Origin of the sequence: Pseudomonas sp. S36 (assembly GCF_016647875.1) — a bacterium.
GTDB lineage: Bacteria > Pseudomonadota > Gammaproteobacteria > Pseudomonadales > Pseudomonadaceae > Aquipseudomonas > Aquipseudomonas parafulva.
In genome coordinates this window covers 42,564-68,415 of the sequence record NZ_JACVVG010000003.1, presented here as the reverse complement: position 1 = coordinate 68,415, position 25,852 = coordinate 42,564, and the positions used below count along the sequence as shown (strand labels likewise).

Below are 25,852 nucleotides of genomic sequence, written 5' to 3'. Positions count from 1 at the left end.
AAGTATGGCGTCAGGTTGTGCTGCCCTGGCGCCACTCAGACATTTACGATTGCTTCTCCTTAAATCTCTTCATCACTAGTAACTAATTGATTTATTAGTGCTCTTGCCATGGGTGATAAACCGATGTCAACACGGCTGACTATCCCGTAGCGTGTATAGAAAGCGTCCTCGTGTTCTGGTAGTAGATTCGCAAGTTTTAGAATGATCAATCGCGGATTCGCTTCTTGTTGTTGGAAATTGTTTGTGCATGCAATTCCGATTGCGTCAGATTGTTGAACGATGTTTATCAGGGCGTATCCATGTTCGCACTCTACCGTGGGGGTGAAGTCTCTACGCCCACTAAGCTCACATAGAAGCTTGTGAATTCTGGGAGGGTGAAATACTGTCGCTAGTGGGTACTGTAGTAGATCTTCCGCCCGCACTTCCTCCTTACAACTCAGAGGATGCCCTGCGCGGCAACAAAAGTTCCACCGCCTAGGTTTTATATGTGTTATTTTGTGGTTAGGGCTGGACTCAAACTCGTCACTATCGGCTATGAAAAAATCAATGTCCTCGGCAGAAAGCTTTTGTTTGAGACCTTGCCAGCTGTCTACTTGCAGATATGTCTTAACTGCCGGATATTCTGTAATGAAGCGCCCTACCGCAATTGCAACTAGCCCGCCCGCAGCTGCTGGGCCAGAACCGAATCTTACCAGGCCCGTGCTGGTTCCGCTAAAATCCTCAACCTCTCTGATCAAGCTGCGAGCGCCATGAACGATTTGCCGCGCGTGCTCAAGAACCAATAAGCCATGCCGTGTAGGGTTTAACCCCTTTTCACCTCTATCAACTAATCTGTATCCAATATTATTCTCTAGACTTTGTATGCTGCGACTGAATGCCGATTGAGACAAATGCACAGCTGCTGAAGCTGCAGCAAAACTGCGATGTTCGATTAGGGCAATAAAGTGACGAAGCTGGCGGAGATCAATATTCATGTACGTTTCACAGGCTACTAGTTATAAATTTGGTGATGTTATATCTTTCGAATAATCAAGCCAAATAATTGATCGATCTATTGTTATTCCTTTTTGGAATGTACTTGAAGGGCAATTAAACGGTTCCGGTAATTCGGGTTGTCATTGAGTATATTAGAGCTGTTTCACGGTACTTATAAGTTGTTCTGTTTTTTAGAATAGCAAAGTCCCGGTAATGATTGTGAACTTATTCAAAAGGGATGGCCCGGATTATTAGGGCTGACAATTACAAGCATCGCAGCCGACTAGCCCGCGCTTGACGGGCTAGATCTTGAGCTTGAGCTTGACTAAAAAATCGGCTATTGAAATTCCTTGCTAAGCACGTAATTCATACAAACAAAAACAAAAATACGACGCCAAATTATTGGCATCGGCAGTCTAATGCCATGTCGCCGATGCATGCATACAAAGAAAACCGCAAAGCGTCACGCGCGTTCGAAATGCTCCGTAGTCGGATTCGTCCTTGTGATTCCGACGCGCTCCATGGGTTGTTGCCGCACCTCCAAACGCGCGATGTTTGGTAACCGATTTAATACCCAGGGGACAGCTAAGGACGCGCCGGCTGTCCTGAAGACTCGAGAGTGATGGCCGGCAGGAGTGGTCGTAATCGAGAATGATTTTCGTTATCATAGTGTTATTACATAACAGGAGTAGTGCTATGCAAGTCCTTTCATCGCTCAAGCAAGCCAAGAATCGCCATCGGGACTGCCAGGTAGTGAAGCGGCGCGGGAGACTCTACGTAATCTGCAAATCCAATCCGCGCTTAAGGCGCGGCAAGGTGGTGTGAAGAAAATGTGAAATCTTCTGAGTGCCGGTCTCCCAGCCTTCGTTGATCGATGGATCAAGGTCTTCATTACGCGGCGGTACCTTGTAGGCAGCTGCACCTGTGCCTACCTGGAAAGTGCGGCCCCAGTTCGCATAAAAACTCGCAAACTTCCAGGGTGAGTAGACGACACTGAGCTTCGGCTGCTTGATAAGGCCATAGTCGTTGATGTCGTAATCTTGGTCGGTAAGCTTGCTGGTGAAATCGCCGCTGATCTTGTCGACGCGGGGCCGGGACAATCTTCAGCGACTCAAAGGGCTCGATTTCGGCCTGCACATAGGCTCCAACGGTATTGAAGTCGAAATCTTGGTCGCGAGTCTGAGTCTGCCGCACGAGGTTGATGGTGTTGTAGCGCTCGCTGCGGTTTTCCTGCTTCTGCATATCGCTACCGCCCTCCAGGGCGAAGGCGTGCAACCATTCAACCTCGGGCCGCCAGGTCAAGGAGGTGATGGCGCCGTATTGGGTCTCGTACCCATTGCACTGTTGCATTGGGTACTGCCTGTTGTTAGGAGTGAGGCGCTCCTGTGTAGAAGCTCAAGTCTCAGACAACGGGGAGTAACGGATTTTCTCATCGAGCGATTCGACTCTCCGGCTTTGGTCATGTGAGCTGAAGAAAGGGGGGGCAACCACGCAGCGCTTGTGATGGTGCGTTTGGCTTCAGCTGCTGTAATGGGGCCAGAGCGGGCCGTGGTCAAACGGGCGCCGAGCGGTAGCAGTGCCCAGCAGCGGGGGCTGTTGGGCGTCCGCTGCTACTGGACACGCCCAAGCGCCCTCTACTGGTACTGGTTTTCACTGATTTTTCGAGCTATTTCCACCGCGCCTTGCAGATCTAGGTGACTTGAGGCAAACGACCTCATCAAAAGCGGTTGAGGAAGAGCCCAGTCCCATTTCTCTCGGATCATGTTTTCCACGTTCTCGAGAATGGGCTCCAGATTAGAGACATCTAGCTGAGCGACGGTACGCAATGCTTTCAGTGAATCCTCCGCACCAAATGCGATGTCCAGAAAAAGTCCCGAGTTCTCACACTGGATGCCCACATGCCTCAGCAGCAAAGCCAAGGCATCATTGGTGTAGTCGCCTTGCCAAGTTACAAGATGGCTGGCGCTAGCCGATCCCACGATCGACTTTTCCCCGAGCCCGAGGGCATGAAATGTTTGCCGCGCTTCCTGGAGCAATGATTGGGCCTGCTTGTCCAGGAAAGGGCAGGGTGCTGTTTCCGAAAGAACACTCCGCATCTCCATTCGAACGCGATCGTGTATCTGAGCGCCCAAGCCGTCAAACTGGGGTGGCTCGCCGCCGCGCGTTGGGGTAACCACGATGACTTTGGCTTCAAGATCTACATCCTGAACCTGCCAGCGTCGGCCACCAAAGATGATTCTCTGCCCCTTGGAGAGTGGCCGGCTAACGGGCAGAGATCCCAGTGGTTTGCCATCTCTGAGCAGTCGGAACTCTTCATCGCTGGTAAAAGCGGTGTAGAACTCATAGTGATTGATCAGACGCTCACCCAGCTCACCTGGCAGGAGCAGACCAGAACTGTCCTGGACAATCAGCTCCTTCTCACCCATGCCCTTGAGCAGCAACATCAGATCGCCCTTCGTTACGCTCGCGAAGCTGCCGCTGGCAATGAGATCGTTCCACAGTTGGGCAGCGCTGGCGCCGCCCATTTGGGCAATGGTCGACAGGCATTGCTGAACGAGCGTGGAAGCATGCATTCCCTGCGAACGAGGGGGCTCAAACCAACCGGCCACCAGCAAGCGAATCATGGCAACGGTTTGCACCAACCCTTCACGCAGTTGATCGGAAAGGTCGGACTGATCCGTGAGCACGCGCTCCCGGCAGTAGCCTCTCAGGATGGCAGGCTCGCCTGCGCGCCGTCCCGATCTTCCGAGCCTTTGTCGCAGGCTAGCTACAGAGGGTGGGCATCCCACTTGGGCAACTGTTCTGATGTTTCCGATATCAATGCCTAGCTCAAGCGTCGTCGTGCAAATAGCAGAAGCGGGTGGATCGCCGGCTTTTAGGGCACGCTCAGCATCTTCTCGCAGCTCTTTTGAGAGGCTGCCATGGTGTGGCCAGAACTCGTTGAGAACGCCATCGTTTTCGCACAGCGACCGCAGTCGATCTGCAAACCACTCTACCTCTTGGCGCCGGTTAGGGAAGATCAGGTTGTTGTGCCCGCGTAAAACCTTGTAGAGATGTCCGGCGATCGCAACTTTAGAGCCTGACTCCTCGGTCTCCTCGTCTGTGGCATCTTCCTCAGAGGATTGTCGCTTACCATGGTCGGCAACCTCCTGCTGCATTGGACGCTCGATGTAGCCGCGTACCTGAACTTGCAGCTCCTGGCCTGTCGACGTCGAGTTGATGACGGTGATCTGCTCAGGGTTGTTCGGCCTTAGAAACACCTGAGCCAGAGACATCTCACCCAAGGTGGCAGATAGGCCCACACGTGGAAGCTGCCTGCCAACGACTGTCTCCACGCGCTGCATCAAAGACTGCAATTGCTTTCCACGCTCGCTGCCAATGAACGCGTGAAGCTCATCCACGACGATGTAACGTAGGTTTTGAAAAACACCTGGCAAGCTTGAGCCTCGGTTCACGAAGAGTGCTTCAAGCGACTCTGGTGTGATCAGCAGAATGCCTTCAGGTGATTTGAGAAAGCGTTGTTTCTTGCTTGCGGACACGTCCCCATGCCACGCGACGACTGGAATCTCCAGTCGTTCGCACAGTCTGCTCAGCCTGTCCCATTGATCGTTGATCAAGGCTTTCAGGGGGCTGATGTAGAGCACCGCGCCTGCGGTGCTCGTATCGTTCAAGAGGTTGCTCATGACGGGGAGGAAAGCGGCCTCGGTTTTACCTGCAGCAGTCGAGGCCGCGATGATGACGTCCTGGTCGGCGCCAATTAGGGCCGGCACCGCCCACTCCTGCGCATCGCGTAGCGACGTCCAGCCCTGCGACCAGATCCATTGCTGAACCTCAGGGTGCAGACGCTCGAATGATGAAGAATCAGAGCTTGAAACTGGCGAGCTCATCATCGGCCTCGACTTCTAGATCCTGCTGGGCTCCTTCATCCTTGGCCAACTCCACAGCGCCGACCAGCGACCGCCAATCTGCTCCAGGGTTTTGCTCGATCACCGCAAGTAAGCTGATGAACGCTGTGATCGTAGTCCTCGGCGTGCGGAAATAAGCCTCCCCCAGTCGCTGATTGCAGTGAGCCATGAAGGCTGGGATCGCTTCATCCGGCAGCAGGAATTTCTCAGGTTCACCGTAGGCGTACACGTGCCTGAGCTTTTGCAGCAGCACGAAGAAATCTTCGGGTGTCAGGCTGCTCAGTCGAATGACCGGGCCAGACAAGTCAACCAGGCCAGACTTGGCAAAGGTGTTTTCTGCCAGACGGGACTGGAGGGCAGGGTAGCTGTACAAGCCGCGGCGAGTGTCCATCAAGAATTCTGGTGTGCCGCCTAAGACAAAGCCGAGACCTTCTGCAGAACCCTGCAACGAGTCATTCAGAATGCGCAGGATCTGTTCGTAGTTGGCGTTACGGGCTTGGGTGTTCGCAAGCTTGTAGAGGTTGACCAACTCGTCGAGGCAGACCATCAAACCGCCAAAGCCTGCCAACCGCACAAAGCGCGCAAGCAGTTTCAACTGGTCGTAAACCGATGCGTCATCGACGATCGTGCGCACACCAAGTGCAGCTCGCGCATCTGTCTTGGTGGAGAATTCGCCACGCAGCCAGCGGATGGCATCTGCTTTCAGCTGTTCATTTCCCTCTTCGAAACCACGGCAGTAAGCTGCGATGACCTCGGCAAAGTCATAGCCATTAACCATCTCAGTGAGCTCTGCCAGGTACTCACGAATGACGGCTTCGCTTTCCACACCCTTGGCTTTGGCTTCAGACTTGGCCTGGGAAATGAATTTTTCGACGATGCCCTGGAGTGCACCACCATCGGGTTTCGTTCTTGTGGCCATGTTCTTGGCCAGCTCAGAATACAGCGACCGAGCTTGCCCACCGGAGGCATGGAGTCGACGATCCGGGTTCAGATCACCATGCATGGTGACTAGCTTGCGCTCCATGGCGATACCGCGCACCAGGTTCAGGAAGAAGGTCTTACCTGCACCGTACTCACCAACGACCACACGGAAGGCCGAACCACCATCGGCCAAGCGATCAACATCCTTGAGCAGCGAGTCGAGCTCGCCGGCTCGGCCCACCTGAATCAAATGCTGGCCAACGCGAGGTACAACGCCTGCACGTAGTGACTGGATGACCGCGTCGCGATCCTTGGCACGTATCTTACTCATAGGGCTAATTCGTCCAGAATTTCGGGATTGATTTCGATCGGTTCGTCGCCTTCGGTCACCGGCATGTCGAAGAGCTCGAAGGCGGTGTCGTTAATCCGCTCCAATGCACCGTCCAGCATGAGCTCCATATCGCTCGCGGCGTCCTCAAGCTCGGCACGACTCCATTCGGTTCGTGAAACCAAGAGACGCAGGAACGCGGAGTGTTCCACATCCAGCCCGTGAACAGTGGCAAGCTGCTCGGCTGCGCTTTCTTCAACGTCCTGAGTGACTTCAGGCGATTGGACATTGTTAGTTTCAGCGGTCGACTCGTCGCTGAACACGCTGGCGAGCAGGGCTGATACTTCAGCGGTCTCCTGCTGCAGGCGAGCGACTTTGTGCATGTCCAGGACAAAGCCTGCGTCGGCTTTGTGTGCAGAGTTGCTAGCTATCGTTGGGCTTGTAGCCCCGGTCACTGTTTCCACCTGCCGAGCAGGCAGTACCGCAGCACTGTGCAAATCGCTGTAGACGAACTGCGGATCCAGCGACAACGACTTGTAAACTCGCTCAAGCAGCTTCACTTCTTGCGGCGTGACCTCGCCGTCTGCCTGGGCCAGGTGGGCCAGGAAGCTCGCAATTTTTCGCTTAGCCTCTGCAGTTAAAGGCTCCAGCTTCTTCTTGAGGCTCGCCAGGGTAGGGGGCTGTTTCAGCTGAATTTGCAGGTGGGCTTTCAAGCGCTTGCGGTGGGCCACACAGAGGTGATCCCACGAGTCGATGTGCCCAGACAATAAGCTCACTTCTTCGAGAGAGGTGTCACCATCTGCCGCAGCGACAGCGCTGGCCAGATCAAGGGTCACAGCTGCAGCGTTGTAGGCGTCCGATGAGCGAAGAGAGCCTTCCTCCGATTCAGCGGCGAACAGAGCGATGGTGTCTTCAGCTTTAGGGGTGCGGCTACCGGAGAGCACATCGGGCTCCAAGCCAATGCGCTTGCTCTCCAGTGCACGGGCCAGCGCGATCACCTTGTCACGTGAAAGCGCGCCGGCGGATTTGAATCGCCCGGCCAACTCGCCGAAGCTCATGCAAATAGTTTCACCGCCCACACGTTGCGCAAGCTGATCGAGCTCAGTTTGAGCCTCTGCTGGCCAGAGTTCAGTGGGTAGCTGAAGGATGGCTTCAAGCGAGCCCGCTGCATCCGGGTTGCGCCCCAGGTACCGGCTATAAGGGTCGAGCACGTTCGTGCAGTCTTCAACGATAACCTGCAGCTTGTTTCGGGTGCCAGAGGTGGCGCTCACGTCCGGTAAGTCACCCACGGATTCAGCCGGAATGTTCAGTGTCGCTGAGGCTGGGCGATAGGCGGTTTTGAGCTTGGTTTTGTTCTGAGCCAGCGCGATCCCGTTGGGGTAGCGCTTTGCGAACTCGTTTTTGAAGAGTGCTGCAAATTGCTCCGGGCAACGAGTCACAGGTGTGCGCCTGGAGATGTTTGGCTCTGACTGCGCCCAGGCCAATGCCCAACTTGGATTCAGTGGGAATTTATCCACGGCCATCTGACCCAGAGCGACGCGAAGTGACATCGGCAGTTCATAACCGTCGGCGCTCATGGTGGGCGGCTCGCTCAAATAGCTTTGAGCTTGGAGCGAGCCTGATTCGAGATGAGCGAGGAAGCGTGTTGCGTAGCCGCGGAAGGAAGAGTTGCCGCCGTAGAGATCTATCAGACGCCTCACTTCGGCTTTGATCGCAGGCAGTTCAGCCTTCGCCTGTGGGTCGGTTGGCGCATCAATCAGCGCACGCCGTTCAAGCCCATAGAAGAACAGGAATACGTACCCGGCATCGGCTGGCTGACGACGTCCACCGGCCAGCCATTGCAGATAGGCCCGACGTGCCTCTGGCGTGATGCTCTTGTAGCTAGGCCAGTAGGGCATTTGCCGATCAGTGAGGCTCATGGGGGATCGTGCAACTCGAAGGGTTGCATCAAGCAAAGAAGGCTCGGAATGACCGAATTGGGTTGCGCGTTCGGTGATGTAGAGCATCCCGCCTGGTATGGAGAGCCCTGCGACGTTGAATGATTCGCCTTCTGCGAGCCAACGTACACCAATCGGCTGAGGGGGCTTGGGAATGGCGAAGCCTTGATTAGACGGAGTGCCTACTTGAACTGTATGGAATTCAGGTTCGCGCGCGCGCGTGCTTGCTGCGTTGAACTGGACGGAAACACTAGGTGAGTTTGCTTGCAGGGGAGCTGCGGCAATTTCAGCCATGAGCGCATCCTCTGCGTCATTCGGATTGTCGCGGGAGGGGCGCCTGATGGCCCATACCAACACCCCAATGCCCAGGATGACTCCGAGTGCAATCCATACCTGCTTCGGAATCTGCGCCAAGAGGGCAACGACGAATAACAAGGCGTACAGAGCGATCGGCCCGCCGCCGCTCCCTTTTCGCTTCCGTGGCATACGAGTGTTCCATGATGTGGGTAATGGCCAAATGACATTCTTACGGATTTTTTAAGGCCGGCCAAGCCTATTAGACGAAGGGGAGGGGCATTGCGCAGCCTCGTGGAGTGGGTTCACGAGATTTGGACGGCGTTTGTAAGGGCACTGTAAGCCGTGCTACCTCCCTCCCGGGCATGGCAGGATGGTAGAAAATTATTAACTGAGTTAATGGTTTGGTGAGTTGTTGTTTGATAATGTATTCGGTAGTGCGCTTTTTTTGTGTCGCTTAATCCTCGAAGTGGCTGCGCGTGTCCGAGCTCTAACATTGTTGTTTGTATTTTTGTTTTAATGTGTCGTTAGATGAACTTCTGTGGTGCTGTTCCGTGCTTTTGTACTGCTTTTTTAAGCTGGGGCGTATTGCTCCTCCAGTACATTGCTGTCATGAAGCTATTGCTCGGTAAGCTGAGTCTTGCCCTCTCGTGTCGCTATAGCTGTCTCATCTCCCTGGATCATTTAGGTAGGCAAAGGAACGCTGTCAGACCCAGATCCTTATGAATTACCAAACCGTTCGTCGGATGATTGGGAAAGGTTTTAATTATTGTAAACTGACAAAATAAATCATATAAATTGACAGTGTCAATACACTGAAAATATTTTAACATACTGATATTAAACGGATTTTTTTGTTTTCATTAGTGTTTGTGTTGGTTTTTGCAAGGTGTCGTATCACTGTACGTTGCAAGTTATTTTTTTGAGATATCTTGGTTGTGCTTCTCAACTTCGGTTGATGTTGGCTAGAGACTTTGCATTCTGCGAGCGTCCGTTTATGCTCTGTTGAAGAGTTTATTTTTCACTGAGCGATAGGTGCCTTTTGGCATCTATGGGAGGGCTTATGCGTGCCTTTTTATTTGCTGTGTTCTGTATGGTTCTTCTTGTCCTTCTTTTCTGGGTGCAGTCCGCATATTGAATTCGATCGCCAGGGCCTAAAGTGCATGCATAAAAGTTCTTATTTATTAAAGGCTGAGTGCCAACGTCACAGCCGAGATTTGCAGCTCGCTCGGAGGGCGCTATTCTCCCGATTCCGACCGTCAGGTATTGAAGCAGGATTATCAATGGAGCATGTTCGCTGGTTTGACTCATCGCTCGAGGGGAGAGAGCATCGGGTGGCAAGACGTTATGCCCTTGCTATGGGTGGTCTGGGCTCGATGGCCTTCACTGCGAGCGAATGGCTCACGATGACGCCCGTCAAGGCCTTGATTGTTGCAGTGGCCTTGATGCTGGCAGGTGGCTTCGTAGGCACTGAGTATCGCTTGATGTACCGGTTGATCCGCAAGAGCATGAGCTTCACGAAGTTACTATGTCTGTTGCTGCCATCCGCCCCCTTTGTGCTCGCTGGCACCTTGTCATTGGGTGTTGCCACTGGACTCGCTGATTGGGACACATTGAGCGGCCTCCCTAAAGCGCTGGTTCATGCATACATCCCATTCGCCTGAGTCTGGTGAAGTGGTACGCTCCGTTCGACCTTAAGAGAGGCGTGCGCTTCGAGCGCAGGTAACCTGTGTTGTAGCGCTCGCTTCTGTCGTACGAAATGGAGATGTACCGTAGTGGACGCCCAAAACCCCGGCTCGCCAGACGAAGAGATTCGGGAGCCAACCTTCGCCCAGAACCTGCTTCACCGGATGATCAACCGTGTGCTTGATGCTGCAGGTGTGCGGCAGATTTCTGCATGGAGAGAAGGGCGGGAATCAGGTCACCATGAGGGCTATAAGAAAGGATTCAGTATCGGGCAGGCTGCTGGGGAGGCAATTGGTGATGGAGTCGGGCACTCCCGAGGCGTTCGCGAAGGCCATGCAAGCGGACACGATGACGGGCGCACCGCTGGCTATGCGGAAGGCCAGGCGGCGGGCTATGAAGCTGGCCACAAGAAGGGATTCGATGAAGGGAAGTTGATCATCGAGGTGCAGCCCGGGCCCTCACCGAAAATCGAAGCCCCGGGAATCCGTGAAGACCAGTTGTTCAAGGACTGGCGCTTCCCGATAACGGATGAGCTGGAAGCGCAGATTCGCTCGGAAATTGGTAGCAAACTGGAGAATCAGCCGCCTTCCGCGGATCAGTGGAAAATGATCCTCTCCCGTACACCGACCACTTCAGTGGTAGCAGGCGCAGGTAGTGGCAAATCCACGACCATGGTGCTGCGGCTTCTGGTACTGCGGCATTATCTGGGAATCGACTTTTCTAACCTCACCGTTGTTACGTTCACCGTCGAGTCCAAGAAGGATTTCGCGAAGAAAGTCAGGGAGGTGTTTTCCCTGTGGGGCTATGACATCTCGTACGACGACTCAATGAAAATCGTCCGTACGTTCCACTCGAGAATCCTGTCATTTGCGCGCTGCTTGCCAGGCATGGGAAGCGTTCAGCCCTTCGAGTTCCTTGAGAAGGATGGAAGCACCAAGGAGAAGGGCTCAATGTTCCAGGTCAAAATGGGAGAACCCCAGCTTGAGCTGATGAACGAATGCTACATGCGTCTCTATGACAAAAATCCTGAATTCAAAGCGCTCATCGGCAAGCTCTATCGCCACGCATTGGCGATGGAGAAAGTAAACGCCGATAGCCCTGATGCCTTGAAGGCACAACGTCAAGCTCGCGATCTGGCAAAAGCTGACGAGGACATTTGCGACACCTTGGAGAGGTTGTGGCGTGCGGCAGGGAAATGGCCAATCGAAGGCGTCGAGCCTACCCGCAAAGTGATCCAGCTCTTGGGGCAGGATTTCCAAGTCAACGGATACATTCCAGAGCTCGACGCGTTTGTCATCTTGGGCGTAGATAAATCAGAACCTGCAGATTTGAAGGCAAAGGAAGGGCGGTTCCCCTTCCTCACTGTGGATGTGAAGCACAAGCGAGTCTTGTTCCAAGCACATTGCTCTCGACCAGTTATCTACCTCAAAAGCTATGTCGAATCAGCCAGTCCGATAGAGGCAATCCGCAGCTTGGTGAACACTTGTCCGAAGTTCGCCTACAAGCTCGAGGGTGATATCGCTCCGCAGTACATCACAGAGGCGTTCTACGGCGCTGCGTCATACATGGAAAACCTTGGCTTGGATGTGTTTGAAGCTATACGAGCCATGCGCCTGCTCAAGGACGATGTGGATCGCGATTTCTTCCACGCCTTGGCGATTTACTGGAGCGAATTCACACGTATGTTGTTCAACATGACCCCGCCCGTCATGACGTTCAACACCATGTTCGCCATTTTCAGTGAGCGCAAACCGCACAACCTTAAAGCCCTTACCCCGAGCGTTCTGCGACCGATGACAACGTTGCTCGTCGACGAATTCCAAGACGTCGGTGCGAATACCATTTCGTGGATTCGAGCCACCTTCGCCGAGATCGAACGACGCAACCTGTCAGTACCCTCCAATGGCTCTCCCGCCTATGCATCACTCATGGCTGTCGGGGATGATTGGCAGAGCATTTATGGATGGCGCGGGAGCTCGCCGCACTATCTGATCGACTTCGATAAGGTGTTCGAGTCGCCTGAGCCGAATCGGGTGCTTATGCAGGAGAACCATCGCTCGCACCAGATGGTCATCGATGCGGCGGAGGAGATCGTCAAGCGAACACCTGGCGGTGTCCCTAACAAACACGGGGTTGCGAAAAACAGCGCTGTCATTGGTCATCAAGTACCTGTTGAGGTGCGGGAGCTCGACTGGAAGCAGATCGTCTCAGATGTCGAACGGCACTACGATGCAGGTGACTCCATCCTGGTGCTGACACGTTCAAACTCCGTCAAGGAAGACGCGCGTGAGAAGCTGGAGGATCTGCTTGATAGGGCCAGAATGGAAAAGCGTTCTAGGCAGATCAAATTCCTTACCTACCATTCAGCGAAGGGCCTGCAGGCTAAAGCCGTTTTCCTTCTTGGAGATTGCGACCTCAAGACGTCTTCGCCTTCGAAGAATGATCTGTACACCCAGGCTGGCCTCAACCGTCCCGGTGATCCATGTGGCTATGACACGTCTCAGGGTGAAGAGGCGCTTCGCACCGCTTACGTGGCGATCACGCGGGCTATCACCTATTGCTACTGGTACTTGGACGATGACTCGAAGCCTGCGGTCGAGCGGGCGAGCCGGTATATCAAGGCGACTCAGCCATACTGGAATCGGGTTAACGCGCCTAAGCCGACTTCTGGTACATCAGGCAAGTCAGGAGGGGCGGTGAAGCTGCGTGGCAATCGTGTGTACTGAAGACCTGAAAGCTTGACTTGGACAGTGGAGAGAGCGATTGGACAAGCATCTGATTCGTTTTTTGGAGGGCGACGATCCACTGATGCAGAGTGCGATCGACGCGCTCAAACGCTATCACGAGGCAATCGATGCGGCTGCACCGGAGGTAGAGGTGGAACGTCTGAAAAATGAGGCTGAGTCGCTTTTCCAGGCTGTCTCAGACTACCTGTTGCGTGTCACTGGTGGGCGAGTAGGGCCGCTTCATTGAGCGGTCTCGCTTAAATGGTGATGCACGCTGCCAGTTTTCTAGCTAAGCGCTTCGGTAAGGTCTTCTCCCATCATGAACAGGGCCGCCTCAATTTCCCGGCCCGACCATATCCTGGGTAACCTTTCAGCTGTCGCGTTGACGGTCGGAGCCTTAGTCATCTGCTCTATGATCCAGTTTGCTCTGCGATTCCAAGTAGCGTGCTTGCGATGCTCTCTAATTTTCCCAGAAGGAGAGAAGTACTTGAACACTTGCGCGTCGGGTGTTCTGGGCGTTAGCGGCCTCTTCTTCGTGTTGGCGCGCATGCAGCCGAAACGCAAATGAACGGGAATTGCGCGTGCGCTTGTTTCAGCCCAGGACTTCACGAACCATGCGAGCGCAGCAGCTACGCGACTGTCGTAGATTACAAAGTTTGGTAGGGCCAATGAGTGGATTTTGGTTGTGCCGGCATTGGAGCGTAAATCGACAACCTCCATTAGATCCTGTGAATCGTCCGCGATCAAAGCAGGGAGCGCGCGCTTAAAATAGTCATCCAGATTGTCAGCCATTTTGTCCAGCCAGGCGCCGTTACCAGGCCGTGTGAACACGCCTCCCCATTGCATTATCACTCTCGCCCAACCAGCTAGTTCGCCAGGCTCTGCGGGCCCCGCGTTCAGGCAACTTTGGATGCCATCGGAGAGTTTCCCAAGCAAAACGGCATTTTCGTAAAAGCTTGAGTAAGCTGAAATGCTTTCGACGCCCTGAGGCGTCACAAGGTCAATCTGCTTGATTGGCCATCGGTAGCGCTCGAAGGCTCCGCTCAGAAACTGATCTATTCCACCCTTGTACGGGAAGTTTATGGGACGTATACCTACCACGGCAGGCTCAAACCAGTTCATGAAAGCCTGGGTGTCGGGATCTGTCAGAAACTCATTTTTCGTCATTTAGCTTCCGTTTGCTTGCTGAATACGACACTCACTCATGGTGGATTTCAGGGCGTGTCAGAAGACGGCGCTCAGATGCCAGAGTCGATGACGCTATGGGTATGAGCGCCGTATTTGGCCGCGTCCTGACAAGAGTACATTTGTACTCTTTCGGCTGGGGCTTATCCATGGCTAACCTCGTCACCTTTCAAGGCATGAGTGAGAGGCGCGGGTAGGTTCCAGATGATCCCGAGCACACCTGATTTCGGCGTTCCTTCGTAGCCGCTCTGTCGAGTGAGCAGAGCGACTATTTATCTCGCAGCGCTTAAGTCGACCGGCGGGAAGAGGTAAACGGAGTGACCCCGCGCTGATCCACCTCCTCGAGCATGAAGTATTTTCCGTTAGCCTTCAGAGCATGGATGACTTTGCACTCGGCGTAGGGGGTGCTGTATGAAACGTTGGGCCCTTGGATGTCGAAAATGACCGAGCCTGAATACCCCTGCTCGAACTTTATGCTTTCCAAGGCACCCACGGTTTCGCCATTCGCTTCCGCGATCTCGATCACGAGGTTTCGAAGTGTTGAGCGCTCGGCATTTACGACCTCAGTGCAGAATATCTGAGTGCGTTGCTTGGCATACCAGCCATTACCACCTGCTGAACCAATTCGATTGAGGTTGAAGTGTGCTAGCAGGACGACTTCCATGATGCGGGCCTCTGTAGGTGATGGCGCTTGTGCGCACGATTTCTGCTCGAATGGCAGCAATTATCGACGGGGGGCGATGAGCTATCAACGAAGCGCGATCCGATTTTCCCCAATCCGTAGCTAAACTAATTGATGTCACTGGTGCGCCGTGTGCGTGCCGTAGGTTTTTAGATAAAGGTGATCAAATGGATTTCGTTGTGCCACGCAATCGGCAGTTGTCCGACCTGCTAGCGAACGCTTCCTCGGAAGACCTGGAGGTACTGGCTGACATCATTACAGATGGTGGCAGGGGCAGGGTGGCCCTCGACAGCGAAGTAAAAAGCAAGATCGTGGGCCGTCGAGCGATGGGAACCCTCCAATCCATCCCAGAGGTACTGATCGCCGAAATTCAAGCGTTCGGAGGCAATAGCATCGCCAATGCCTTCAGATCGGGCGGTGTGAGCTATCGAGAACTTATTGTCGACGTCGCCAGAGAGCTAGGCGGTAAGCCTTCGAACGCGCATGACATCTTCGACGTCGAGCAGATCATTCTGGATCGAGCCGTTAGCAAGTTCAGCCCACATGCAGGGATTCTTAAGGGAGCTGCTTTGCTGGCTCAGACGGCTCAGATCGTGAGAAATCTGCTCTTATCTGCCGGATCTATTCGCGGATTTACAGCAAAGGGCAGCGTGGCGGGTGTGTCCAGTTTTTTAACTAAGCGCGTTTTCCCGCTGACCAATCCCGCGCTGCTAGCGACAATCGCGGGGCTAGCCATCTACCAGGTGGCCGCACCGGCGTCTCGTATCACCGTTCCCGCGGTCATACAGATAGCTCGAATTCGTAAAATGCGATTCGATAAAGATCTCTCAGCTTATGAGGAGGCCCTACGCGCATGCCTGTAAATACCGATGCGCTCCTGCGCTCATTACCTGACCTTCCTGACGTCCTGGCCAAAATCCAAAGCGGGCTCTACACGCTATGTGGTGGTGTAGTCCGGCATGCGTCTGGCACGGGCAAAGGAGGACAGATTGTTGGGCACCTGCTTTTCCCTGGCGATGCGCTGCAGACGCAGGAAAGCCTAAAGAATTTACAGTCCATGCTGTCGAGCGGGTTGGGGTCTTTGCAATTCGGGGTAGGTCAGCTTCAGCAGAGTATGGGCGTGCTCCAGGGGCTACAGTCCGCGAACCTTCTGCTTTCAGGGTTGAACATTGCGGTAACCGCCGTAGGGTTCGTCGTGGTATATGAAAAGCTCAACAAGATCAGCGGGCAGATCGAAGCCCAATCGCAAGGCATCGCTCAGACGCTCAAAGTGGTTGGGGAGATCCATGACAGGGGCTTGATGCTAGATGAGGCGCGCTTTCAGTCTCTTCGAGACAGCGCGCGCCAATTCTGTGAGTGCGATGATGTTGACCAACTGAAAGACCTCATCCCGGAGTTCCATGAGCAGTATCACTACAACAGGTTGGTGTTGGAAAAGCATGCCCCCATCGCACGGAGTAGTCTCGAGCGTCTGGGTGAAATTGGCCTGCTGCAAGATCGCCTCATCCACCTCAGCCTGATGATGTCGCATGTGCAAATGAAGATCGGCGCGGCCAAATTTGGCCATGAGTGCCTCTTGCGGCTCGAGGGTGATCTCAGCCGTTTCAATGCTCTGCGCGTTGAGGCGTTGGCAAGTGACCGACAGCTGGCCTCTTCAGTCACTCAAGAACAGTTCGCAGAGTTGACCGGCTTCCTGCAGCGCGGAAAACAGATCAGGCCCGCTCTCAATTATCAGGCCGATGTCATCACTTTGGAGGTTGAGCATCCTGGTTTGCTGGATCGAGCATCGACGGGCAACCAGATCATGCTGCTCGTAGCATGATGTAAACCATGTTGGAGGATTGCGAAGCCCTTGGGTATCGTCTTAGCGCATTGAAAGCTCCGTGAGCTTGAGGACGAGCTGGAAGCAGAGCTTGTCCATCGTCCTTTCCCAATGTCCTGCAGGTAGCCAAGATGCTTGATACTGTCTGAGTATCGATTGCTGATTGTTCGAACCAGCAACATTGTGCGGCCCTCGCGCACAAAACCTCTTCCCAGATATTGATTGCTATGCCTCCAGCTATCAGCTGGTGCGCCACTATATGGCTACCACTGATTCATTAGCTGGGCTAGGATTGGCCAGTTGCAATGTCACTGAGCGTGCCGGACTGCCCGGGCCGCCGCTATTGGTAAGCCAGAAAGGAATCGAGCGTTGTTACTCAAAAAAATGCGCGTCTGTGGTTTTCAGTCGTTTGGCGGCGAGCCGGTTATCATCGATTTCGAAAAGCTGACTTTTTTCATCGGCCCTAATGGATCTGGCAAGACAGCGACATTGCAGGCCTTGTGCCGCCTGTTTGCGTTTGACCCCAATCAGCGTCGTCTGCGTAGATCTGACTTCTTCGTTCCTCATGATGAAGAGGAGGTGCCGAAGGAGCGCAAGCTGTGGATCGAGGCTGATTTTCATTTCCCAGAGATCGCTGATCAGACCCAAGAGCATCCCACCATCCCCTGCAATTTTGGTCACATGCGCCTGGATGACATTGGTGGTGTTCCCCGTGTGCGGTATCGCCTGGACGCGACGCTTGGCCTTGATGATGAGATCGAGCAGACCCTGCGTTATGTCTCAGAAGCAGAAGAAGATGGCACTCCCATCATTACAGCCCCGGTACCACGCGACGAGCGCAACCAGATTCAAGTGCATTATCTGCCGGCGCGGCGAGACCCCGCCGAACACATCACATACGGTGCGAATGCACTATTGGGACGCCTGCTGCGAGCGGTCAACTGGACGGATCAACGGGAAGAGATCAGCAAGCTTTCTGAAAATATTTCAAAAAGCCTTCGCAACAATCGGTCGGTCAGCAATCTGGGGGAGGGAATCGCTAAGGCGTGGGGACATTTGCACAAAGGGCATTTTTTTAAAGACCCGAGTCTGACGTTCGTCGCTAGCGAAATCGAATCCCTGCTGCGGCATTTGTCGGTATCTTTTACCCCTGGCCATGGCGAGCAGCAGGTCGACTTTTCCAGGTTGAGTGACGGTCAGAAGTCGATGCTTTACCTGACGCTGGTGCTGTCTTCCCAGGCTGTCGGCAGGGCCGTGCTCAAGGGCGATGATGACTCATTCGACGTTGATAAATTAAGGCCTGCCGTATTCACCATCGTTGCGCTGGAGGAGCCAGAGAACAGCCTATCGCCTCACTACCTAGGGCGAATCGTATCGGCGCTCAAAGTATTGGTGGAGGATGAAGAGTCCCCGGACGCTCAAGCGCTGATTGCAACGCATGCACCCTCGATGCTGCGACGCGTAGAGCCCGAGAATATCCGTTACCTGAGGCTTGATGAGTCCCGTCGTACAGTGGTTACGACCATTAAGATGCCGAGAGAAAAGGACGGCGAGCAATACAAGTATGTGCGCGAAGCTGTTCAGGCATTCCCCGAGGTGTACTTTGCCAGGCTGGTTATTCTTGGCGAGGGCGACAGTGAGGAAATCGTACTGCCGAGGCTGCTTGCTGCCAAAGGTCTTCTTGTGGACGAGGCCGCCGTCTGCATCGCGCCTCTTGGCGGTCGGCACGTAAACCATTTCTGGCGCCTTTTGAGTGGTCTGGATATCCCCTATGTGACGCTCGTTGATCTCGATGTCGCACGTTTCGGAGGTGGGTGGGGGCGTATCAAATATGTGGCTAAGCAGCTTCTGGAACACCGCCGGGATGATCAATTCCTGTCCATGGCCGAGATCAAAGGTCTGCCGAAATGGAACGATGCCACAAACAAGATTCTCAAGGTCGAGAAAGACCCCAAAAGCACGAGTTACATCGGTGTATTGGAGGATCTGGACATCTTCTTTTCTGCGCCGATGGACTTGGATTTCGCCATGTTGTGCGCATTTCCCAAAGCCTTTGGCGTTGAGACTGCTGACCTGACTGCACCCAACGTAGGTACGGTCAAATCAGTGCTGGGCGACAGCTTTTTCGATAAGACCCAGTACAGCGTGCTTCAACGCAGTTATTTCGGCGCCTATCACAAGCTGTTCAAACTCGACAGCAAGCCGAAGTCGCACATCCAGGCCCTAGCGAGCCTCGACAACGAAGAGCTCATCAAGAAAATGCCGGCATCGCTTGGACGGCTGGCTGACCGGGTGATTGAGCGAGTGAAGGAACTTCACGAATGATCAAGCCCGAGGATTGGAGTCCATCAGAAGGCATCGTGCTTGAGCCTAATGCTGAAATTGCTGTGCGCGAGCAGCAGCGTTGCGTGGCATTGACGGCGGGGCCTGGGGCAGGAAAGTCGGAGCTGCTGGCTCAGCGAGCTGATTACCTCCTTACAACAGGCGCCTGTCGTTACCCCAAACGGATTTTGGCCATTGCATTCAAGATCGACGCCAGTAACAACCTGAAGGAGCGCGTATGGCGTCGGTGCGGCTCAGCGTATGCAGGGCGTTTCGATAGCTACACGTTCCATGGTTTTGCGAAGAAAATTATTGATCGATTCCGACCGGTACTCACTGGCGCCAATGCTCTGGATTCTGGTTTCAAGGTCGTTGGGAGCGGTAAGGCGCACCCGGAGCAAACCGAGTTTAAGCTGCTCATCCCGCTCGCCATCAAAATTCTGGAGGCCTATCCTCAAGCTGCCAATGCAATCCGACAGACTTACAGCGACGTGTTCCTCGACGAGTTTCAGGATTGCACCGAAGAGCAGTACGCGTTGGTCAGCAAGATTTTCTTGGGATCCGGGCGGCGTGTGACTGCGGTCGGTGATGCGAAGCAGAAGATCATGGGATGGGCAGGTGCTCTGGAGGGAATCTTTGGCACGTTCGCGGGTGATTTCGACGCGTTGCGCCTCAACATCTACCGGAATTTTCGTTCACAGCCGCAGTTGCTGCGGTTGCAAAACGAGATCGTGAAAGTACTCGACCCCGTTTCTGAGATGCCTGCTGAACTCCTGGAAGGGGACGGGGGAGAGGTGCATCTTCTGCATTACGCAGACTGCGAAGATGAAGCTGAGGATTTGGCCGCGAAGATCAGCGAGTGGATCAACGTTGAAGGTATTGCTCCGGCCAGAATCGCAGTTCTGGTGCGTATCCAGCCCGAAGCTTACACCGTGAGGTTGGCCGCGGCACTCGAGAAGTGGGGCATCAGCTATCGAAATGAAAGCCGCATGCAAGACCTGTCAACCGAGCCTATCGCATTAGTCGTGGTCGACTACCTGCTGTGCATTTATGGTTCACGAGAGCCTCAGGCGTGGACGCGCCTCATGCGCCGCATTGTCCCACCCGAGGATGATGTCGCGGGGAGCTTCAAAACCAATTGGGGCAGGTTCATCAAGGAGGCACGAAAATCCGCCTCAGAAGATTTGGTCGGCAACACGTACGACCAGCGATGGACGCTTCTGAAAGAGTTCTTCCTGATGGTAGGCACGCCCTTGCTCGTGGGGCTCTCGCACGATTATGAAACGCCAGGGCGCCTCAGAGAGCTCGTCTTGGAGGTGAAGGAGTACATCGACGAAGCCTTGAAGAAAGAGCCTGACCTTTTGAAGGCCTTGGCACAGCTCTCTGATGATCAATCGATTCGGATATTGACAGTGCACAAGAGCAAAGGCCTGGAGTTTGATACAGTGGTGTTGCTTGGGGTCGAAAATCAAGCCTACTTTGGCAACGATCCGCAAGAGGTGCGATGCACGTTCTTCGTTGGGGTATCGCGCGCCGAGAGGCGGCTGGTGGTGACGACAGCGAGCCATCGAGAGAACCTTGCTGGTCTCGGGTACTGGAAATCAAGTCGTACGGCACACGCTGAGTTTCTGGGATATACGGGGCTTTGGAAAACGCATCCCTGAGCTGGAGATCTCGCTTGATTGGCTACTGCGCAGCCTTCATTTCGTCATGCGTAAGGGCCACCTGAAGGTCGTCTCTAGATGCGGCCTTTAGCTGTGGCCGGGGGAATCCAAATACTGCTGAACCTGCTCTGCCAACTCCTCCAGCGCATCAGCCAAGCGACGGTCTTCTCTGGCATCTCCAGACTCTGGGCGAAAGCTTTGGCAATGCCTGAGCAAGGCTTCACAATCGTTGGTATTCAGATCTAGTTGGATGAGCATGCAAGAGCCCTGGGAGAAAGAGTGGCGCGACGGTAGTGCTCCGTCGCGCAGTTATGTTTAACGGTCTCTGTTGAAGGGCAGCACCACGCCGCCTTCCTGTGCCTGAGTGGCGGGTCGATTGACGGAACTCTTTAGCTTGGCAAGATGTATCACTGGTGCCTTGTTGGTGAGGTAGTTCTGAGGCAGCCCAGTCAGTTTTTCGATGTCTCCGGCTGCCAAACCTACGTACCCCGAAACGGACTCCAGGGGGAGAACGCCAGACGACGCCAGCAGCTCGATGGTACGTTTAAGTAGACGAACCTGCTCAGGTGCTCGGCCATCGTCTCCCGGCTCTGCCTTGACACCCCAACGTGCAGAGCGACGCTTGAACAAAAGGGACTTGGCATCATCATCAATGACCTTGAGTGCCCACAACCTCATCACCATGGCTGCAACCGACACTCCCCAGCGCTGTTTCAACAGCAGAAGGCTGTCGAGCGTCACAGGAGTTTTCACATCCGAAGCGAACGTCTCTGCGGGGAGCAAAAATGCTCCGGCGAACCGGTGAGCTTGATCCTCCATCAGCTTGTAGCGATCAGGATCTGTTGAGCGCGCAATCCCCTTGTGCAGAATCAAATGGCCAAGTTCATGCGCCAAGTCGAAGCGACTGCGGAATCCATTCCCTTTGTCAGAGGAGAGCAGCACAAATGGGCGGCCCAGTGCATGGCTCCAAGCGGAGAGGCCTTCAATGGTCGCCACTCCCGTCTCTTCGCGCACGACAATCACGCCGGCACCTTCGACTGCAAGTGCCAGGTCAGGAATTGCACGGCGGCCAAGGCTCCAGAGGTCACGGCATTCGGAGGCCGCGTCTTCGATATCCGAGCTGGTAATTTGCTCGGGATCGGTGAAGGAGCGGGTAGGCAGATTTACCTCAGGGAAGTCGACGAACTCACCCAGGGACAGAACAACGTCTTGGGCCCATTCCAGCCGAGCTTCCAGCATTGATCGCGCAGCAGCGTGAGCTGATGCGTTGCTGCGAAACAGGGGCAGTGAGCATTTTTCTGGCAGCGGTCGAGTGAACCACTCGGGGCTCACCCCGACGGCTTGAGACAGGTTTGTGAGTGCCTCTACTTCTGGCGCCTGCAGGCCATTCTTCCATTTGCTGATCGTAGCGGTGGAGACACCGACCTCAGCAGCCAGTTGGACTTGAGTTAATGCTCGAGCCGCGAGCGCCTGTATCAGGCGCCCGGGCTGAAAGTCGATAATTCCGCGGCTCATGATGCAGTTTGCCGCCCCGTGTCGAGCACCTTCGTCTTGAGCTTGGGCTGGGCACGGTCTACTTGCTTCGGCGCTTGTTCGTACCGAGAGAGGAACGTTTCGAGCGGCTCGCGGAAGAGCCAGTCCTCCAGGGTGTCGTCAGGTACGGCGATATAGATTTTCAACGGTTTCTCGGGGTGGTGGCTCAGCGAGCCACTGAAACAAGCAACGATGAACAGGGTACCGCTTTCGATCTCGACTGGGCCGAACAACGAGGGCTGCAGCAGGTGAGCAATCGCCTGGTTGTCTTCAGCGAGACGGCGACGGGTGACGCTGCGGCTGCTGTTATTCCAGGCGGTTTCCGAGATGTTCAGGCGGCACAGTTTGAAGATGCCAGATTGGCCCACCACAACACCATTCCCCTTCAGCGGAACCATTTCCGCACCCGCAGCCAACAGCGCCTCATTGAACACTTCGTTCATGTGGAAATGACGCATCTGGCCCAAAGCATTTTTGCGATGCCCTGTGACCAGGTCTTTCGTTGCTGTGAAAGCGCGCATGGCGCCGGCATCCAGTGCGTCCTCGATACCCATCAGCAGGTCGCGCGGAACGTTGGCCATGATCAGTTCGGGAATGGAGAGAGCAGGTTTTGGGGTCATCGGTTGAGACCTCTGGTTTCGATGAGCGCGATTTTACACCAAAAATATTTCGTGTGGATAGGCTTCGCTTGCTCAGCGTTTCTGGTTACGCTTGCTCTGGTCACTTCGCTTAGCCTCCGTTCCAGACCGAGAGGTGTTGCGCCATGCCATATGCCCTTTGAGAAGCCAGGAAAGCCGATATGCCGGGGAAAACACCGTGGGAAGCTGCGATTGAGGTTGAGCCCAAGACCGCCTCTGAACGTTACTTGAGCCAGCTTGCGCACCGTGCGTTCTTGAGCTTGTGGTGCTATGGCAATGTTCACACCGACGAAGGCAAAACCTCGGAATCAGGGGATGGCAAAGAGCTCTGCGACCTGCTCGTGGTGTTTGGAAGCCACATATTGATTTTCTCGGACAAGGAGTGTGCGTACACCGCTCACGCTGATCCTTTGGTGGCTTGGGGGCGCTGGTACAAACGCGCTGTTGATAAATCGGTAAGCCAATTGTTGGGTGCTGAAAAATTCATCCGCGAACATCCCGATCGGCTCTACCTGGACAAGCAGTGCAGCGTGCCGTTTCCTTTCCGTTTGCCGGACATGAAAGAGGCGGTCATTCATCGCATAGCCGTCACCCGAGGCTCGTATGACGCTGCCGTTGCGCGTTGGAAGGGCGAAAGCAGCACCAGCTTGATGATCAACACAGAGCTTGAAGGAAAAGCAGGACATCTGAAGACGCCCTTCGCCATTGGCTGGCCCGCCGGAAGAGATCGTTTCGTTCACGTGCTCGATGAGTTGACCTTGGATGTGTTGTTGGGCGAACTCGACACTGTCGCTGACTTGGTCGAGTACTTTTCGGAAAAGGAGCGTTTCTTCAACAGCGCTAAATACATCATCGTGCCGGGCGAGGAAGAGCTGATTGCGCTCTACCAGACGACCGTCGTCGATGGCCGGCATATTCGCCGCACATCGCTGCCGGCTCCAGCATGATCACCGTGCCGGAGGGTGGATGGAAGACCTTCAATGTGAGCTCGAAGCGCGCCGCGCGTGACGCTGCTAATAGACGGAGCTATCAGTGGGATCACATCATCGAGCATCAGTCGAAGTTCATCAGGTCTGCCCAGTCCGTTTCTGTGTTGGGGGGTGAGAACAGCGTGGATCAGCAAGAAGAGCTTGTCAGGGCAATGGCGAGTGAAACCCGCTTCGGTCGGCGCATGTTGGTAGATGCATTTGACGGCGTCGTGCGTCGCCCAGTCGTTCCTGGTGAGCAGTTTACCCGCCGAGCCCAAAGTCTCTCGGTACCGAATCGGTATTACGCCTTCACAGTGATGGGGCGTAGACCGTCGGTGGACTATCAGGTTTATAGAGAGAACCGGGCGCAGGTGCTTACCGCCTACTGCCGCGGTGTAAGGCTGAAGCATCCTGATGCGAGGGAAGTGATTGGAATTGCGATCGACCCTGTGACAACAGATGTCACTTCACAGGATGTTGTCTACCTGGATTTCCTGGGCCCACCGACAACTGAAGAGCTGGCCGCTGCCCGCAAGGATTGCGATGAACTTGGCATCATGAAAGATTCCGCCATGACGGAAACTGAGTATCTGGCCCAGGAGTTTCCTGAGCCCAAGTCGATCATGGGGTTTGGCCAGGTGAAGGTGGGGCCTGGCAATCGGGCTGAGCGGCGAGCACAGGCGAGCGCGCAGCGTCGAAAAGGTGGTGGCAAGCGAGGTCGCTAAATCGGGTGTGCGATGTCGAGCTTTGAGCGTTGACTGCAGTGCTTGATAACAGAAGCTGCTAAGGCAGAGGATTCTTTGCAGCAGGGGCGCCGCTCCTGCCGTCCGAGGTTAAGCAGTGCGGCTGTGACTGAGCGCTGGAGTTAAGGAATTGATTGGCGTCTCTGGAGATTGCGATGAAGATATTTGTTAGCTCCGTTGTCAGTGGATTTGAGCCTTATCGTGCCGCGGCCAGGAAGGCAGTTATGCTCCTGGGCCACACACCTGTGATGTGCGAGGACTTTGGTGCGCGGCCACACTCCTCACAGCATGCGTGCATGACCGAGGTCGACCAAGCAGATGTCGTGGTTCTTATCCTGGGTGCCAACTTCGGCTATGAGACCGAGACTGGGGAGTCGGTCACGCAGCAGGAATTCCGGCGAGCAAAGGCTTCCGGCAAAAAAATCCTGGCCTTCCTTGAGAACGTGGCAATGGACGAGCGCCAGAAGGCATTTTCTTGGGAGGTATCGGACTACGTTGATGGCCTGTTCCGAGTGACTTTCACCGATCAGTCTGCACTGTACGACGGCATCATCCAAGGCCTTAACCAGCTTTCCGTAACCCGTCAGGCCATCTCTGAGCAGGAGTTCATGCAACGTCTTCAGCAGCGCAACGGCAATGGGCGCTGGGGCGGTTATGACCAGGAAGCTCGGATAGAGGTGGCCTTCTTTCCGCAACCAGAGACAGCGGGCACACTGCGCACCGCACATACTCAACATGAGGCGTTTTTCCTCAAGCTTTGTCAGGCCGTGCTGGGTTCTATCAAGGGCGGATACAAGGATTTTGACTCTGCTGACCAGACTGGGATCGATACCGCAGAAGCGAAGTGGCGGCACCATGAGAGTGGGCTCAGCTGGTTAAGTCTATCCCTCGCCAACACCACGAGCTCGCGGAACATCATGGACTCCTACTACCTCTCACCTTCGAGGGTCAGGCAAGGCGCAGAGGCTGCGTTCAGCTTGTTGAGTGAAGGGAAAGGAGGGTGGTTCCAGATTGGCCTTTATGGCGTCGGCTACAAGCTATTTGCGGAGCCGCCAGCAGTCCCGGCCAACAGCATTTCGACACCGTTCCGTTCAACCGTAAATCTGGAAGAGCGGAGTCTGCTGATCCCCGCCACACCAGCGGCTTACCGGCAATGGTTGGATGAGGTGATGTTCCGTTTTGAGCGCAAAATGTCCATGTGAGAATGCTGGCCGGGCTGCTTGCCAATCATTCGGCTTGGCCTTTGTATGCGCCTTCAGTTTCTGCCTTCACTCGTCATTACGCCGGCAGTGGAAACCAGACGGTCTTTTCTTCTTACCATCGACCGGCGCGCCTTGGGCTGAGTACCTGTCCAGCGACGTGCCACCTGCCCGGGATTAGGTATTGTGCATTAGGGAAAGAGTACAAATGTACCCTTCTGGCTTTTGCTTGACTCATTTTCAGGGATTAGCGTTGCGACGCGGATAGCCACGAAGGTGAAAATTCCTCGGCTGCCTGCGCCACCTGGACGCTTGCATTACATA

The 25,852-nt window shown here is 54.6% G+C and carries 19 protein-coding genes and 1 pseudogene; 11 read left to right on the top strand and 9 right to left on the bottom strand.

The genetic code is table 11. The features are described 5' to 3' along the window. Nucleotides 1–59 precede the first annotated feature (59 nt). Nucleotides 60–974 (bottom strand): LysR family transcriptional regulator, encoded by a 915-nt coding sequence (locus IAE36_RS02430; protein WP_201198408.1) that lies wholly within the window; start codon nt 972–974, stop codon nt 60–62. Between the two features lie 697 nt (nt 975–1,671). Here IAE36_RS02430 and ykgO point away from each other — a divergent pair. Next, on the top strand, nt 1,672–1,800 hold the full coding sequence (ykgO, locus tag IAE36_RS02425) for a type B 50S ribosomal protein L36 (RefSeq protein WP_201165004.1): 129 nt from the start codon (nt 1,672–1,674) through the stop codon (nt 1,798–1,800). A 17-nt stretch (nt 1,801–1,817) separates the two neighbouring features. On the opposite strand, the pseudogene IAE36_RS02420 reads toward ykgO, so the two are convergent. The 4 genes and pseudogenes from IAE36_RS02420 to IAE36_RS02405 form a co-directional block, all read right to left on the bottom strand. Continuing rightward, nucleotides 1,818–2,313: pseudogene (locus IAE36_RS02420) on the bottom strand (TonB-dependent receptor domain-containing protein); the annotation flags it as partial. Between the two features lie 296 nt (nt 2,314–2,609). Then, entirely contained in the window at nt 2,610–4,793 is a 2,184-nt protein-coding gene (locus tag IAE36_RS02415) for a DEAD/DEAH box helicase (RefSeq protein ID WP_328822849.1), read from the bottom strand. Nucleotides 4,794–4,836: 43 nt separating this feature from the next. Then, nucleotides 4,837–6,132 (bottom strand): ATP-binding protein, encoded by a 1,296-nt coding sequence (locus tag IAE36_RS02410; RefSeq protein WP_201198410.1) that lies wholly within the window; start codon nt 6,130–6,132, stop codon nt 4,837–4,839. Next, a complete protein-coding gene (locus tag IAE36_RS02405; protein ID WP_201198411.1) occupies nt 6,129–8,552 on the bottom strand; it encodes a tellurite resistance TerB family protein in 2,424 nt (807 codons plus the stop codon). The genes IAE36_RS02410 and IAE36_RS02405 overlap by 4 nt, the downstream gene beginning before the upstream one ends. A gap of 1,091 nt (nt 8,553–9,643) precedes the next feature. Here IAE36_RS02405 and IAE36_RS02400 point away from each other — a divergent pair. The 3 genes from IAE36_RS02400 (at nt 9,644) to IAE36_RS02390 (ending at nt 13,019) form a co-directional block, all read left to right on the top strand. Further along, the gene (locus IAE36_RS02400; protein WP_201198412.1) at nt 9,644–10,024 is read left to right on the top strand and encodes a hypothetical protein; all 381 of its coding nucleotides are present in this window, start codon (nt 9,644–9,646) and stop codon (nt 10,022–10,024) included. A 111-nt stretch (nt 10,025–10,135) separates the two neighbouring features. Then, complete coding sequence (locus IAE36_RS02395; RefSeq protein WP_201198413.1) at nt 10,136–12,772, top strand: UvrD-helicase domain-containing protein; 2,637 nt, start codon at nt 10,136–10,138, stop codon at nt 12,770–12,772. Nucleotides 12,773–12,809: 37 nt separating this feature from the next. Next, entirely contained in the window at nt 12,810–13,019 is a 210-nt protein-coding gene (locus tag IAE36_RS02390) for a hypothetical protein (RefSeq protein WP_201198481.1), read from the top strand. 38 nt (nt 13,020–13,057) lie between these two features. Here IAE36_RS02390 and IAE36_RS02385 read toward each other — a convergent pair whose 3' ends face one another. Both IAE36_RS02385 and IAE36_RS02380 read right to left on the bottom strand, forming a co-directional pair. Further along, entirely contained in the window at nt 13,058–13,939 is an 882-nt protein-coding gene (locus IAE36_RS02385) for a hypothetical protein (RefSeq protein ID WP_201198414.1), read from the bottom strand. A 304-nt stretch (nt 13,940–14,243) separates the two neighbouring features. After that, nucleotides 14,244–14,621 (bottom strand): hypothetical protein, encoded by a 378-nt coding sequence (locus tag IAE36_RS02380; protein WP_201198416.1) that lies wholly within the window; start codon nt 14,619–14,621, stop codon nt 14,244–14,246. Between the two features lie 185 nt (nt 14,622–14,806). On the opposite strand from IAE36_RS02380, the gene IAE36_RS02375 reads away from it, so the two are divergent. From IAE36_RS02375 to IAE36_RS02360, 4 genes are all read left to right on the top strand, one after another. Further along, entirely contained in the window at nt 14,807–15,502 is a 696-nt protein-coding gene (locus IAE36_RS02375) for a hypothetical protein (RefSeq protein ID WP_201198418.1), read from the top strand. After that, entirely contained in the window at nt 15,493–16,461 is a 969-nt protein-coding gene (locus tag IAE36_RS02370; RefSeq protein ID WP_201198420.1) for a hypothetical protein, read from the top strand. The genes IAE36_RS02375 and IAE36_RS02370 overlap by 10 nt, the downstream gene beginning before the upstream one ends. A 369-nt stretch (nt 16,462–16,830) precedes the next feature. Further along, the gene (locus IAE36_RS02365) at nt 16,831–18,786 is read left to right on the top strand and encodes an ATP-dependent nuclease (protein WP_201198422.1); all 1,956 of its coding nucleotides are present in this window, start codon (nt 16,831–16,833) and stop codon (nt 18,784–18,786) included. Then, nucleotides 18,783–20,447: a UvrD-helicase domain-containing protein gene (locus IAE36_RS02360; protein ID WP_201198424.1), complete on the top strand. Its 1,665-nt coding sequence runs from the start codon at nt 18,783–18,785 to the stop codon at nt 20,445–20,447. The genes IAE36_RS02365 and IAE36_RS02360 overlap by 4 nt, the downstream gene beginning before the upstream one ends. A gap of 315 nt (nt 20,448–20,762) precedes the next feature. Here IAE36_RS02360 and IAE36_RS02355 read toward each other — a convergent pair whose 3' ends face one another. After that, nucleotides 20,763–21,962: an XRE family transcriptional regulator gene (locus IAE36_RS02355; RefSeq protein WP_201198426.1), complete on the bottom strand. Its 1,200-nt coding sequence runs from the start codon at nt 21,960–21,962 to the stop codon at nt 20,763–20,765. After that, nucleotides 21,959–22,600 carry a hypothetical protein gene (locus IAE36_RS02350; RefSeq protein ID WP_201198428.1) on the bottom strand — a complete coding sequence of 214 codons (642 nt, stop codon included), beginning with the start codon at nt 22,598–22,600 and terminating at the stop codon, nt 21,959–21,961. Before IAE36_RS02350 ends, IAE36_RS02355 begins: the two co-directional genes overlap by 4 nt. A 179-nt stretch (nt 22,601–22,779) precedes the next feature. Between IAE36_RS02350 and IAE36_RS02345 the strand changes: the two genes are divergently transcribed. The 3 genes from IAE36_RS02345 to IAE36_RS02335 all read left to right on the top strand — a co-directional run bounded on the left by IAE36_RS02345 (nt 22,780) and on the right by IAE36_RS02335 (nt 25,531). After that, the gene (locus IAE36_RS02345) at nt 22,780–23,565 is read left to right on the top strand and encodes a hypothetical protein (RefSeq protein ID WP_201210065.1); all 786 of its coding nucleotides are present in this window, start codon (nt 22,780–22,782) and stop codon (nt 23,563–23,565) included. Continuing rightward, entirely contained in the window at nt 23,562–24,311 is a 750-nt protein-coding gene (locus IAE36_RS02340) for a hypothetical protein (protein WP_201210064.1), read from the top strand. Before IAE36_RS02345 ends, IAE36_RS02340 begins: the two co-directional genes overlap by 4 nt. A gap of 173 nt (nt 24,312–24,484) precedes the next feature. Next, nucleotides 24,485–25,531, top strand: a complete 1,047-nt coding sequence (locus tag IAE36_RS02335) for a DUF4062 domain-containing protein (RefSeq protein WP_201210063.1) — start codon at nt 24,485–24,487, stop codon at nt 25,529–25,531. Nucleotides 25,532–25,852: the final 321 nt, after the last annotated feature.